Source organism: Mycobacterium sp. IS-2888, assembly GCF_001954215.1.
Taxonomy (GTDB): domain Bacteria; phylum Actinomycetota; class Actinomycetes; order Mycobacteriales; family Mycobacteriaceae; genus Mycobacterium.
The window spans coordinates 44,189-57,340 of the sequence record NZ_MBET01000040.1 but is presented as its reverse complement, the minus strand read 5'-3'; the positions used below and the strand labels follow the sequence as shown (position 1 = coordinate 57,340).

Below are 13,152 nucleotides of genomic sequence, written 5' to 3'. Positions count from 1 at the left end.
GCCCGATGCCCGACGCGACGACGGCCGCCCACACCCATCCGGTGGTGTCGCAGCTTTCGGCGCTGCACCGCTTTCGGGTCCACCTCGACATCGCCGTGGTGGTCGTGGTGCTGGTGCTCACCAACCTGATCGCGCACTTCACCACGCCCTGGGCGAGCGTCGCGACCGTCCCCGCCGCCGCGGTAGGGCTGGCGTTGCTGATGCGGGCCAACGGCCTGGACTGGGCCGACCTCGGCCTGGGCCGCGAACACTGGAAGTCCGGGTTCGGCTATGCGCTGGCCGCCGTGGGCGTGGTCGCGTCGGTCATCGCGGTCGGTGTGCTGCTGCCGATGACCCGGCCGATGTTCATGAACAATCACTACGCGACGATCTCGGGCGCGCTGATCGCGTCGATGGTCATCATCCCGCTGCAAACCGTGATCCCCGAGGAGTTGGCCTTCCGGGGTGTGCTGCACGGCGCGTTGAGCCGGGCCTGGGGATTTCGCGGGGTCGCACTGGCGGGTTCCCTGCTATTCGGCCTGTGGCACGTCGCCACGTCGCTCGGGCTGACGAGCAGCAACGTCGGCTTCACCCGGGTGTTCGGCGGCGGTTTCGTCGGGATGCTGGCCGGGGTGACGCTGGCCGTATTGGCCACCGCGACAGCCGGATTCGTCTTCAGCTGGTTACGCCGGCGCAGCGGCAGCCTGATCGCGCCGATCGCCCTGCATTGGTCGCTGAACGGGCTCGGCGCCCTGGCCGCCGCGCTCGTCTGGCACCTGTCGACCTGACGTCGCGTCACACAAGCAGCACGGCGGCGCCGGCGATGCGTCCCCCGGCCAAATCGGCCAGCGCCCGATCCGCTTGTGCGAGCGGGTATTCCGGCGTGGTCACCTCGATGTGATGCCCGGCGGCGAAGTCGAGGAACGCCCGCGCGTCGGCCCGGGTATTCGACGTGACCGACCGGATTTCGCGCTCCTGAAACAGATGGCGTTGATAGTTCAGGCTCGGAATGTCAGACAGGTGAATCCCGGCGATCGACAACGTCCCGCCCCGGTCGAGCGCCTCCATCGCGGGCAGCACCAGATCGCCGACCGGGGCGAACAGGATCGCGGCGTCCAGCGGCACCGGCGGCGGATCGGCCGCGCCTTGCGCCGACGCGGCGCCGAGCTTGCGCGCCAGCTCCTGCGCCTCGGCTCCGCGGGTCATCACGTGCACCTCGGCCCCTTGGGCCAGTGCGACTTGCGCGGTGATGTGGGCGCTGCCGCCGAAGCCGTAGATACCCAGCCGGCCGCCCGGCGGTAGCTCGGCGCGCAGCAGGGAGCGGTATCCGATGATGCCGGCGCACAAGAGCGGTGCGAGCTCGCTGTCGCTGTAGCCGCTCGGCAGGTGGTGTGCGAAAGCCGCAGGGACCGTGGCGAATTCGGCGTATCCCCCGTCGGCGTCCCAGCCGGTGTAGCGCGACTCCGGGCACAGGTTCTCGGCGCCCCGGCGGCAGTACTTGCAGACGCCGCAGGTGTGGCGCAGCCAGGCAATGCCGACCCGATCGCCCACCTCGAAGCCGTCACCGGCCGCCGCGGCACCGACCTCTATGACCTCCCCCACCACTTCGTGGCCGGGCGTCACTCGCTCGCGGTGCACCGGAAGGTCGCCCTCAGCGACGTGCAGGTCCGTGCGACACACACCGCACGCGCGCACGGCCACCAGCAACTCGGATGGCTCGGGCCGCGGCACGTCGGCGGTGACCTGCTCAAGCGGACCGGTTTCCATCGGGCCGGGCCGCCGCACTCGCCACGCGTGCATTGTCGTGCGTCAGGTCCTTCGGATCATCCCGACGATCCACAGCAGGATCACCGAGCCCAGAATCGCGGTGAACAAGGTGAACCACCAGCCGCCGGCGGCGGTGTCGACGAAGAAGCTCAGCAGGAATCCGCCGATCAACGCGCCGATGACGCCGATCACGATGTTCATCAGGATGCCGGAACCGCCGCCTTTGACGATCTTGCCGGCGATCCACCCCGCGATTCCGCCGATGATGATGTAGCCGATCCAGCCGACGCTGGTCAGGGTTGTTGAGCGGGCAAGAAATTCGGTTGCTGCCATGACGTCCATCCGGGTCTCCTTGCGTTCACTGGCAAAGCCCGGCGCAGGTACCGGGTCGTGGTTCCGGTATACCCCGTTTGCCTAACGAACTCAGGCGGATTCGGTCTGCTGCGGCGCTGGCGTGGGAGTGGCCTCTCCCGCGGGCGCTTGGGCCGGCGGAGCGGCCGGCGCGGGCGCGCCTGGAGCCGGCGCCGGGGCAGGTGCTCCGGGTGCCGGGACGGGGGCTCCCGGCGCGGGGGCTCCCGGCGCGGGAGCGGCCGGCGGGGCCGTCCAGGGCTGGATCGACTGGGCGAGCGCCGTGGCCGCGTTCGTGTCCACCGGGTCGTTCGAGGTGCCGAGCCACACGACGAACCAGCGCTGCGGCGGGCTCGCGGTAGCTGACCCGATGACCCCCGTCCAGATCTGGCCGTTCGGCTTGCTCGGGTCGCTGAACTTCACCTCGTAGTACGAGGCGCTTCCGGTGAGCCCGTTGGCGCCGGTCAGCGACGCCGTCGCCTGGTTGATCCGCGTGCCCGGATACGGCATGAAGAACTCACCCATGTCGGAGCCGAGCCGGACGGCGGCCTTGGCGTTGTTGGGTTCGGCGCTGGCGTAAAGCTTTTGGTCCAGCCGGCCCATCACGATGCGGGTGTCGTTGGCGACCGGTGGCGCCTGGTTCGGCGCCGGCGGCTGGCCGATGGTCTTGCTCAGCAACTCCGAGCCGTAGTCGAGGTGCGACGCGTCGGACTCCACCCAGCCGGGGGGCAGCACGAAGCTGAATCCGCCGACGGCATTGCCCAGGCGCCCGGCGTTCGGGTCGGGGGGCGGCGGGGCGTTCGGGTCGACGGGCGGCGGCGGCACGGCGTTGGGATCGCCCGGCGCGGGTTGCGCATTCGGCGCCGGTTGCGCGTTCGGCGCCGGAGCTCCCGCCGGCGGCGGTGCCGCGGTCGTGGTTGCCGGGACCGGCGTCGGGGTCTCGGGATCGGCGTGCGACGTCGCCGGTAACGCGATGGTGACGGCGCTGGCACTGGTCACCGTGGCGATCGCCAGCGTCGCCCACAGTGCTTTGCGACGTGTCGAGTTCGGGTCCACCTGATCCATGGCGACGAACCTACCGTGTTACGGCTGTGACGCAAGGGTGCCTTGCGGACGATGCGATCCGGTGCTCCCGATGTTGCCGATGTGCAACCGGTTTCGCATCCGTGGAGTTCGCCCGCCCGTCACGAGTGAGCGTGGCGTTGCGCCGCGGGATACACCGCCACTTCATGCGCCTTGACCGAGAACCACACCTGCTGGCCCGGCGCCAACCGCAGCTCGGACGCGGCGTCGACGGTGATTTCCGCGGCCAGGCCCGGCGCGCCGTCGGCCTGCTCCGCGGCGCGCACCAAGACCGCGGAACCGCGGACTCCGAGCTCCGCGACCGTCAGCTCGATGCAGTTGCGCGGGCTGCCGTGCGGCCGGTCGCGGTAGACGGCCACCGCCGTCGGCGGGAACACCGCGATGGCGTCCCGCCCCGCACCGAGTTCCTGGGTGGGAATCCCGTGCCAGCGCTCGCCGGAGCGAGCGCGCAGCGCTCCGTCTTCTGCGATCGTCCCGTTGACCAGATTGATCCCCGCAATGCGCGCCGCGAAATGGCTGCGCGGCGCGGCCAGCACCTCGGCCACCGGGCCGAGCTCGGCGACGTTCCCGGACTCCAGCACCAGCACCCGATCGGCCAGGGTCAGCACGTCGAGTAGGTCATGCGTGATCAGGACCACGGCGCAGGCGCCGCGGGTGACCACGTTGCGCAGCACCGCGCGGATGGACGCGGCCGCGCCGACGTCCAGCCCCGTGAGCGGCTCGTCCAGCAGCAGCACGTCGGGCTCGGCCGCCAACGCCCGGGCGATCGCCACCCGCTGGGCCTGGCCGCCGGACAGCTGCCGCGGTTTCCGGTCCGCGAGCCCCTCGGCATCCACCTCGCGCAGCCAGCGCAGCGCCGTCTCGCGGCGCCCGGCGCGCGCGGAATGCGACATGAGAATCCTTCGACGGCTGTGTGGTCCGAAGCCGACGTTGGCGGCGACGCTCATGTGCGGGAACAACAACGGGTCCTGCAGCAGCAGCCCGACGCGACGATCGTGGGTCGCCACGTGCACGCCGGCCGACGTGTCGGTCAACACCCGATCCCCCAACCGCACCAGGCCCTCGTCGGGACGCAGCAGCCCGGCGATGACGTGCAGAGCGCTCGACTTGCCGGCGCCGTTCGGCCCCAGCACCGCGAGCACCTCGCCCGCGGACACCGAAAACTCCACGCCCAGTAGCCGATTGGCCACTACCGCGCGAAGCTGCAACTCGCTCATCGCCGGCTACCTCGCCCCAGTCCCAATCGGGTTCCCGGTCAGCCGGCGGGCACCCAGGCCGAGCACCACCAGCGACGCCACCACCACGAGCAGGATCGACAACGCCACCGCCGCGTTGGCGTCGCTCACCCGCTGTAGGTAAATCTCAAGCGGCAGGGTGCGCGTCACCCCCTGCCGCGAACCGGCGAAGGTCAGCGTCGCGCCGAACTCCCCCAGCGAGCGGGCGAATGCCAGCACCGCGCCCGACGCCATGCCGGGCAGTAGCAGCGGCAGCGTCACCCGCCACCACACGGTGCTGGGCCGAGCCCCCAGCGTCGCCGCGACCACTTCGTAGTCGGCTCCCGCGGTGCGCGCCGCGCCCTCGAGCGAGATCACCAGAAAGGGCAGCGAGACGAAGGTCTGCGCCAGCACCACCGCGGTGGTGCTGAACGCGATGCTGATGCCGGCGGCGTCCAAGTACCGCCCGACCAACCCGAGCCTGCCGAACGCGTACAGCAACGCGATGCCACCAACCACCGGCGGCAACACCAGCGGGACCAGGATCAGCGGCCGCAGCAATCGCACCAGCCGCCCGGTGCCGCGGGCCAGCACCAGCGCCGTGGGCACGCCGAGCAGCACACACAACGCCGTGCTGGCGGCGGCGGTCTTCAGGCTCAGCTGCAGCGCGGTCCGCGACGAAGGGCTGGTGATCAGCGACCAGAAATTCGGCCAGTCGACCTCTATCGCGATCGACAGCAGCGGCAACGCCACGAAGACGATCCCCGCGGCGGCGGGGATGTATACCCAGCGGGGCAGATTCGTCGGCCGGTGCACGATCGCCCTCAGGGCTTGGCGAAGCCCGACTGGGCCAGGATCTGCTGACCCGCGCCGGAGGTCACCAAAGTCACGAATTTCTGCGCCAGGGCCGGCTTTGGCGCCTTCTTCAGCACCCCGATCGGATAGACGTTGACGGCGCTCGCGGCCTCGGGGAACTGCACCGTCGTCACCTTGTTTCCGGCGCTGTGCGCATCGGTGACGTAGACCAGCCCCGCATCGGCCTGCCCGCTGGTGACCTTGTTGAGGACGTCGGTCACGCTGAGCTCCTCACTGACCGGGTTCAGGCGCACCCGGGTGCTGTCTTCGACGCGGTGGGTCGCCGACCCGCAGGGCACCGGCTTTTGGCAGATCACCACGCTGAGACCGGGTTTGGCGAGGTCGGCGAAGGACCCGACGTTTTTCGGATTGCCCGGCGCGGTGACGATCACCAACGTGTTGGCGGCGAAGTTCGTCGGGTTGGCGGCCAGCAGCCCGGCCCTGGTGACAACGTCCATCTGGGCGGTGTCGGCGGAGGCGAAGACGTCGCCGGTCGCGCCCTGGGTCAGCTGGGTCGCGAGCTCCGAGGAGCCCCCGAACTCGAACTCGACGCCACCGCCGGGGTTGTCGGTCTTGAACCGCTCGCCTAGCTGAGTGAACGCGGATTTCAGCGAGGCCGCCGCGAACACCACGATCGATCCGGAGGCCTGCGACGGCCCGGACGGTGACGACGAGGGCGGCTTCGAGCCGCAGGACACGAGGGCCGTCAGCAGCATCGCGGATAGCCCGAAGGCCAGGACCCTGCGCATGGATGAACCCTAACCCGCCGAGGATGCGGTTCGCTTAGGGGCTAAATCGTCGCAAAAACGTGCGGACCGAATAGTTATTCAAATGATTCGCGCGGCGCGCCGCCCGGAATTTCGCCGAATAGCTACTGTCCAGTAACATCGACGGAGATCGACGCCGCAACGTCGGGGTTCAACGTTGAACATGAGGAGGTCATGGCTGTGGAAGTGCTGGTCACCGGCGGGGACACGGAGCTGGGGCGCACAGTGGCCGAGGGCTTCCGCGATGACGGTCACAAGGTGACCCTCGTGGGCGCGCGGCGCAGCGACCTCGAAATCGCCGCCAAAGAGCTCGACGTGGACGCGATCGTCTGCGACACCACCGACCCGGCCAGCCTCGAAGAGGCGCGTGGCCTGTTCCCCCATCACCTCGACACCATCGTCCACGTGCCGGCTCCCGGCTGGGACGGCGGCGACCCGCGCACCTATTCCATGTCCGACACGGCCCGGGCGTGGCGCAATGCGCTTGACGCGACGGTGCTTTCGGCGGTGCTGACCGTGCAGGCCGTCGGCGATCACCTGCGCTCCGGTGGCTCCATCATCGGCGTGGTGGCGGAAAACCCGCCCGCCGGCAGCGTCGACGCCGGAATCAAAGCGGCCCTTTCGAATTGGGCGGCCGGCCAGGCCGAGGTCTTCGGCACTCGCGGGATCACCATCAATGTGGTGGCCAGCGGGCGCAGCGTCCAGGCCGGCTACGACGGCCTTTCGCGCACCCCGCCGTCCGTCGCGACGGAGGTCGCCCGCTTGGCGCTGTTCCTCACCACCTCGGCGGCTCGCCACATCACCGGCCAGACGCTGCACGTCAGCCACGGGGCGTTGGCCAGTTTCGCCTGAGGCTGAATAAGAGCCGTATCCCGTCGCGCGGCGCCGCACTACGGTAGAGCGCGTGGCTATTCGACTCGGTCTGCAGATTCCCAACTTCTCTTACGGCACCGGGGTGGACAAACTCTTCCCCACTGTTCTGGCTCAGGCCCGCGAGGCCGAATCGGCTGGTTTCGACTCGGTTTTCGTGATGGACCACTTCTACCAACTGCCCATGCTGGGCGACCCCGACCAGCCGATGCTGGAGGCGTACACCGCGCTGGGTGCGCTTGCCACCGCGACCGAACGGGTGCAGCTGGGCACCTTGGTAACCGGTAACACGTATCGCAATCCGACGCTGCTGGCCAAAATCATCACCACGCTCGACGTGGTGAGCCAGGGCCGGGCGATCCTGGGCATCGGCACCGGCTGGTTCGAACTCGAGCACGATCAGCTGGGCTTCGAATTCGGCACCTTCACCGACCGGTTCAACCGGCTCGATGAGGCGCTGCAGATCATCCTGCCGATGATCAAGGGCGAACGGCCGACCTTTTCCGGCAAGTGGTATCACACCGACCAAGCGATGGCCAATCCTCGCTTCCGCGAACACATTCCGCTGATGATCGGCGGCAGCGGCGAGAAGAAGACAATCCCGCTCGCCGCTCGGCATTTCGACCACCTCAACATCATCGCCGGGTTCGACGAGCTGCCGGCCAAGGTGCGGGTGGTGCGGGAGCGCTGCGAGGAGATCGGCCGCGATCCGGCCACGCTGGAAACCAGCACCCTCACCACGGCGGTCGTCGACGAGAATTTCAACACCGACCAGATCCCCGCGGAGATGACCCAGCGCATGGTCGTCGGCAGCGCCGACTCGGTCGCCGACCAAATCAAGACCAAGATCTTGGATGCCGGTGTCGACGGGGTGATCATCAACATGCCCTTCTACACACCCGGCATCATCGCCGCGGCCGGCGAGGCGCTGCGGCCGTTGGTCGGCCTGTAGCCGGGACCGCCGCGAGCGGCGGGGCATGACGCGGATCACGTTCGGCGACCAGCGGTAATACCGCCGGTGTGGTTCATTACACAGGCTTACGATCTGGGTTTCCGGGTGGCGGCTTGACTAGCGTGGTAGCTAACTGAATTCGCGCATCAAGGAGCCCCGGCAGGAGCAACGGATACATGAGCCCGCAGCCAGAAGGTACAGCTGAACCGAAGCGTCGGCATCGCGTCGTCATCATCGGGTCAGGTTTCGGCGGACTCAACGCGGCAAAGAAGCTCAAGCGGGCCGACGTCGACATCAAGCTCATCGCCCGCACCACCCACCACCTGTTCCAGCCGTTGCTGTACCAGGTGGCCACCGGGATCATTTCCGAGGGGGAAATCGCCCCACCGACCCGGGTGGTGTTGCGCAAGCAGCGCAACGTCCAGGTCCTGCTCGGCAACGTCACCCACATCGACCTGGCCAACCAGTGCGTCGTGTCGGAGTTGCTGGGGCACACCTACGAGACCCCGTACGACAGCCTGATCGTGGCGGCCGGGGCCGGCCAGTCCTACTTCGGCAACGACCACTTCGCCGAGTTCGCGCCCGGCATGAAATCGATCGACGACGCGCTGGAATTGCGCGGCCGGATCCTCAGCGCGTTCGAGCAGGCGGAGCGGTCAAGCGATCCCGAGCGCCGCAGGAAGCTGCTGACGTTCACCGTCGTCGGGGCCGGGCCCACCGGCGTCGAAATGGCCGGGCAGATCGCCGAATTGGCGCAACACACCATGCGAGGCTCGTTCCGGCACATCGACTCGACCCGGGCGCGGGTAATCCTGCTCGACGCCGCCCCCGCGGTGTTGCCGCCGATGGGCGAAAAGCTGGGCGAGCGTGCGGCCGCGCGACTGGAGAAGATGGGCGTCGAGATCCAGCTGGGCGCGATGGTCACCGACGTGGACCGCAACGGCATCACCGTCAAGGACTCCGATGGCACCGTGCGGCGCATCGAGTCAGCCTGCAAGGTCTGGTCCGCGGGCGTGCAGGCCAGCCGCCTGGGCAGGGACCTCGCCGAGCAGTCGCCGGCGGAACTGGACCGCGCCGGACGGGTCAAGGTGCTGCCCGACCTGTCCATCCCCGGCTACCCGAACGTGTTCGTCGTCGGCGATATGGCCGCCGTCGAGGGCGTGCCAGGGGTGGCCCAGGGCGCCATCCAGGGCGCCAAGTACGTCGCCAACACGATCAAGGCCGAGCTGGCCGGCGCCGACCCGGCGGAGCGGGAGCCGTTCCAATACTTCGACAAGGGCTCGATGGCGACGGTGTCGCGGTTCTCCGCGGTGGCCAAGATCGGCCCGCTGGAGTTCAGTGGTTTCATCGCGTGGCTGATCTGGCTGGTGCTGCACCTGGTGTACCTGATCGGGTTCAAGACGAAGATCACCACACTGTTGTCGTGGACGGTGACCTTCCTGAGCACGCGGCGCGGCCAGCTGACGATCACCGACCAGCAGGCGTTCGCGCGAACGCGGCTCGAACAGCTCGCCGAATTGGCCGCCGAGGCCCGCGGCCCGGCCGAGGCCGCGCGGAGGGCTAGCTAGCCCGCTTATGTAACCTCTAATCCGTTGTGGCGCAAGGGATTACATCTCCATGAGGTTTTGCAGCCGCACCTGGCCCCGGGCGACCACCCGGTCTTCCGAGTCGGTAATGGTGACCAGCCACAGCTGCTGACGCCGGCCGCGGTGGATCGGTTCTGCGGCGCCGTAGACCATCCCCGAGCCGATGGACCGCAAGAAATCGGTGTTGTTGTTGACACCGACGACGTTCCCGCCGCCGCGCGTGGCGAGCCAGGTGTAGGCGGCGACGCTGGCCATGCTCTCGACCATCGAGCAGTACACGCCGCCGTGCACCAGGCCCATCGGCTGCAGCAGCTTCGGCGTGACCTCGAGTTGTGCCCGGGCCCCGTCGGGGCTGAGTTCGGTGAATTGCAGCCCTATTTCGCTGTCGAACGGGGCGGTGAAATCCGGCGGGAGGCTCGCGGGCGGCGGTGGCACGCTCATGTGTCTACACCATGCGGAAACCGCGGGACGCGAGGCCGCGGTGGCAACCGCCGGAAAACAGGCGAGCCCCCTGCGCTGAGGCACGGGGCTCGCCGATCGAGTTGGACCCGGGGTCACTGCAGCCCTCAGGACTCTGCCGCGGTCCGTTGTCTCTCGACCGGAATTAGCATAGGCAAGGCTGCCCTAATATTGCAAGGGTGCGTTGTCGCATCCGGGATCGCGCCGGCGGGCCCGGAGGTGGTCACAGACATTGCCCAGCTTTCGATACGACAGTCGGTAGTAAACAAGGAGTACGCTTGGTGCAACGCTCAGGAGATGACGAACTATGGCCAAACTGACACGGCTCGGGGATCTGGAACGCGCCGTCATGGACCATCTGTGGTCCACCGCAGAACCCCAGACCGTTCGCCAGGTCCACGAAGCGTTGTCGGCACGACGCGACCTCGCTTACACAACGATCATGACCGTGCTGCAGCGGCTGGCCAAAAAGAATCTGGTCTCGCAGATCCGCGACGACCGGGCGCACCGGTACGCGCCCGTACACGGCCGCGACGAGCTGGTCGCCGGGCTGATGGTCGATGCCCTGGCCCAGGCTGAGGACTCCGGCGACAGACACGCCGCGCTGGTGCACTTCGTCGAACGCGTCGGCGCCGACGAGGCGGACGCACTGCGGCGGGCGCTCGCCGAATTGGAAGCAAGCCAACGCAAAACGCCAGCGGCTGGCGCTATCGCTGAGGAGTAAGGGAGACTAGCAGCGTGTCCGCGGCGGCCTTCACCCTCCTCGCGGTGCTGCTGGTCGGCCCGGCGCCGGCATTGTTGGCACGCGCGACGTGGCCGCTGCGCGCTCCCCGGGCCGCGATGGTGCTGTGGCAGGCGATCGCCCTGGCCGCGGTGCTCTCGGCTTTCAGCGCCGGCATCGCGATCGCCACGCGGGTGCTCATGCCCGGCCCCGACGGGCGGCCCACGGCCAGCGTCATCGGTGCCGAGGGCCGGCTCGGCTGGCCGCTGTGGGCCGCATACATCGCCGTCTTCGCGTTGACCGTGCTGGTCGGTGTGCGGTTGATGATCTCGATGGCGCGGGTGGCCATCGCCAACCGGCGACGGCGTGCGCACCACCGCATGGTGGTCGACCTGGTCGGCGTGGGACACGATGCGGCGCTGGCCCAGACGTGTGCGTGGGCCCGTGACCTTCGCGTCTTGGACGTGCCGCAGCCGCTCGCCTACTGCCTGCCGGGCGTGCGCAGCCGCGTGGTGGTCAGCGAGGGAACGCTGAACACGCTCGCCGACACCGAAGTCGCCGCGATCCTCACCCACGAACGGGCCCATCTGCGGGCGCGGCACGACCTCGTCCTGGAAGCCTTCACCGCGGTGCACGCCGCCTTCCCGCGGCTCGTCCGCAGCGCCAACGCGCTGCGGGCGGTGCAACTGCTCGTCGAGCTCCTGGCCGACGACGCCGCGGTGCGCGCCACCGGGCGCACTCCCCTGGCGCGCGCGCTGGTCGCCTGCGCATCCGGCCTAGCGCCGTCGGGGGCGCTGGCCGCGAGCGGTCCCAGCACGGTGGTGCGGGTCCGCCGGCTCGCCGGGCGCGGGAACAGCCTCGCGCTGTCGGCGGCCGCATACCTGGCCGCGGCGGCGGTGTTCGTGGTGCCCACCGTCGCGCTGGCCGTGCCGTGGCTCACCGAGCTGCAGCGCCTGTTCAACCTCTAGCGCACCGCGAAGCGAAACCCCTTGGAGGACCACCACTCCGCTGTGCCACAGTGTTCTCCAACCCGGTTCTCCAACCGGCGAGGCCTAACTGAAAGGCAGGACATGAGTTCGTCGGATTCCCAGCCGAATTCCAAGACCGGCACCGCGCAGATCGGCGTCACCGGCCTGGCCGTCATGGGCTCGAACATCGCCCGCAACTTCGCCCGGCACGGCTACACGGTGGCCCTGCACAACCGATCCGTCGCCAAGACCGACGCGCTGCTCTCCGAGCACGGTGACGAGGGCAAGTTCGTGCGATCGGAGACCATCGAGGAATTCCTGGACGCGCTCGAGAAGCCGCGCCGCGTGCTGATCATGGTCAAGGCCGGCGATCCGACCGACGCCGTCATCGATCAGCTCGCCGACGCGATGGAAAAGGGCGACATCATCATCGACGGTGGCAACGCGCTCTACACCGACACCATCCGCCGGGAGAAGGCGATGCGCGAACGCGGGCTGCACTTCGTCGGTGCCGGCATCTCCGGCGGCGAGGAGGGCGCGCTGAACGGGCCGTCGATCATGCCGGGCGGGCCCGCCGAGTCCTACACGTCGCTGGGACCCCTGCTCGAGGAGATCTCCGCGCACGTCGACGGCGTGCCGTGCTGCACCCACATCGGGCCCGACGGCGCGGGGCACTTCGTCAAGATGGTGCACAACGGCATCGAGTACTCCGACATGCAACTGATCGGCGAGGCCTACCAGCTGCTGCGCGACGGCCTCGGCAAGACCGCCGAGGAGATCGCCGGCGTGTTCGACGAGTGGAACAAGGGCGATCTGGACAGCTTCCTGGTCGAGATCACGGCAAAGGTGCTGCGCCAAAACGACGCCAAGACCGGCAAGCCGCTGGTGGACGTGATCCTCGACGAGGCCGAGCAGAAGGGCACCGGCCGCTGGACGGTGAAGTCGGCGCTGGACCTCGGCGTGCCGGTCACGGGGATCGCCGAGGCGGTGTTCGCCCGCGCGCTGTCGGGTTCGGTGACCCAGCGCAAGGCCACCACCGGGCTGGCGTCCGGCCAGCTGGGCGAAAAGCCAAGCGATGCAAAGCAATTCGTCGAGGACGTCCGGCAGGCGTTGTACGCGTCGAAGATCATCGCTTATGCCCAGGGCTTCAATCAGATTCAGGCCGGCAGCGCCGAGTACGAGTGGGGCATCACGCCCGGCGATCTCGCGACCATCTGGCGCGGCGGGTGCATCATCCGGGCCAAGTTCCTCAACCGGATCAAGGAGGCGTACGACTCCGATCCCGAGCTGCCCACGCTGATCGTGGCGCCGTATTTCCGCAGCGCCATCGAGGCGGCCATTGACGGCTGGCGCCGGGTGGTGGTTACCGCCACGCAGTTGGGTATCCCGATCCCGGGGTTCTCCTCGGCGCTGTCGTATTACGACGCGCTGCGCACCGAGCGGCTGCCGGCCGCCCTGACCCAGGGGCTGCGCGATTTCTTCGGAGCGCATACCTACGGCCGCATCGACGAGGACCCCGGCAAGAAGTTCCACACCCTGTGGAGCGGCGACCGCAGCGAAGTACCCGCCTAGCCCGCGCCAAC

General features: G+C 68.8%; 14 protein-coding genes. 7 read left to right on the top strand and 7 right to left on the bottom strand.

What is annotated here, in order from left to right:
- Positions 1–5 precede the first annotated feature (5 nt).
- Positions 6–767: a CPBP family intramembrane glutamic endopeptidase gene (locus A5745_RS06365; RefSeq protein WP_076115497.1), complete on the top strand. Its 762-nt coding sequence runs from the start codon at positions 6–8 to the stop codon at positions 765–767.
- 7 nt (positions 768–774) lie between these two features.
- Here the strand turns inward: A5745_RS06365 and A5745_RS06360 are convergent, their stop codons facing one another.
- From A5745_RS06360 to modA, 6 genes are all read right to left on the bottom strand, one after another.
- Positions 775–1,779 carry a zinc-binding alcohol dehydrogenase family protein gene (locus A5745_RS06360; protein WP_076115496.1) on the bottom strand — a complete coding sequence of 335 codons (1,005 nt, stop codon included), beginning with the start codon at positions 1,777–1,779 and terminating at the stop codon, positions 775–777.
- A gap of 9 nt (positions 1,780–1,788) precedes the next feature.
- Positions 1,789–2,088, bottom strand: coding sequence for a GlsB/YeaQ/YmgE family stress response membrane protein (locus A5745_RS06355; protein WP_076058058.1), 300 nt, complete (start codon positions 2,086–2,088; stop codon positions 1,789–1,791).
- A gap of 81 nt (positions 2,089–2,169) precedes the next feature.
- Positions 2,170–3,159: an alanine and proline-rich secreted protein Apa gene (locus A5745_RS06350; RefSeq protein WP_076058060.1), complete on the bottom strand. Its 990-nt coding sequence runs from the start codon at positions 3,157–3,159 to the stop codon at positions 2,170–2,172.
- Between the two features lie 119 nt (positions 3,160–3,278).
- Positions 3,279–4,394, bottom strand: a complete 1,116-nt coding sequence (locus tag A5745_RS06345; RefSeq protein ID WP_076115495.1) for a sulfate/molybdate ABC transporter ATP-binding protein — start codon at positions 4,392–4,394, stop codon at positions 3,279–3,281.
- Positions 4,395–4,400: 6 nt separating this feature from the next.
- Complete coding sequence (locus A5745_RS06340) at positions 4,401–5,207, bottom strand: ABC transporter permease (protein WP_076115494.1); 807 nt, start codon at positions 5,205–5,207, stop codon at positions 4,401–4,403.
- 8 nt (positions 5,208–5,215) lie between these two features.
- Positions 5,216–5,995 (bottom strand): molybdate ABC transporter substrate-binding protein, encoded by a 780-nt coding sequence (modA, locus tag A5745_RS06335; protein WP_076115493.1) that lies wholly within the window; start codon positions 5,993–5,995, stop codon positions 5,216–5,218.
- A 192-nt stretch (positions 5,996–6,187) separates the two neighbouring features.
- On the opposite strand from modA, the gene A5745_RS06330 reads away from it, so the two are divergent.
- The 3 genes from A5745_RS06330 to A5745_RS06320 all read left to right on the top strand — a co-directional run bounded on the left by A5745_RS06330 (position 6,188) and on the right by A5745_RS06320 (position 9,403).
- Positions 6,188–6,865, top strand: a complete 678-nt coding sequence (locus A5745_RS06330) for an SDR family oxidoreductase (protein WP_076058064.1) — start codon at positions 6,188–6,190, stop codon at positions 6,863–6,865.
- Positions 6,866–6,917: 52 nt separating this feature from the next.
- Positions 6,918–7,835: an LLM class F420-dependent oxidoreductase gene (locus A5745_RS06325; RefSeq protein WP_076115492.1), complete on the top strand. Its 918-nt coding sequence runs from the start codon at positions 6,918–6,920 to the stop codon at positions 7,833–7,835.
- A gap of 176 nt (positions 7,836–8,011) precedes the next feature.
- Positions 8,012–9,403, top strand: coding sequence for an NAD(P)/FAD-dependent oxidoreductase (locus A5745_RS06320; RefSeq protein WP_076058066.1), 1,392 nt, complete (start codon positions 8,012–8,014; stop codon positions 9,401–9,403).
- Between the two features lie 39 nt (positions 9,404–9,442).
- On the opposite strand, the gene A5745_RS06315 is transcribed toward A5745_RS06320, so the two are convergent.
- Positions 9,443–9,862 (bottom strand): PaaI family thioesterase, encoded by a 420-nt coding sequence (locus A5745_RS06315; RefSeq protein WP_076115491.1) that lies wholly within the window; start codon positions 9,860–9,862, stop codon positions 9,443–9,445.
- A gap of 325 nt (positions 9,863–10,187) precedes the next feature.
- Between A5745_RS06315 and A5745_RS06310 the strand changes: the two genes are divergently transcribed.
- From A5745_RS06310 to gndA, 3 genes are all read left to right on the top strand, one after another.
- On the top strand, positions 10,188–10,604 hold the full coding sequence (locus tag A5745_RS06310) for a BlaI/MecI/CopY family transcriptional regulator (RefSeq protein ID WP_076058070.1): 417 nt from the start codon (positions 10,188–10,190) through the stop codon (positions 10,602–10,604).
- Positions 10,605–10,618: 14 nt separating this feature from the next.
- Positions 10,619–11,569, top strand: coding sequence for a M56 family metallopeptidase (locus tag A5745_RS06305; RefSeq protein ID WP_076058072.1), 951 nt, complete (start codon positions 10,619–10,621; stop codon positions 11,567–11,569).
- 102 nt (positions 11,570–11,671) lie between these two features.
- Positions 11,672–13,141, top strand: a complete 1,470-nt coding sequence (gndA, locus tag A5745_RS06300; protein ID WP_076115490.1) for an NADP-dependent phosphogluconate dehydrogenase — start codon at positions 11,672–11,674, stop codon at positions 13,139–13,141.
- Positions 13,142–13,152: the final 11 nt, after the last annotated feature.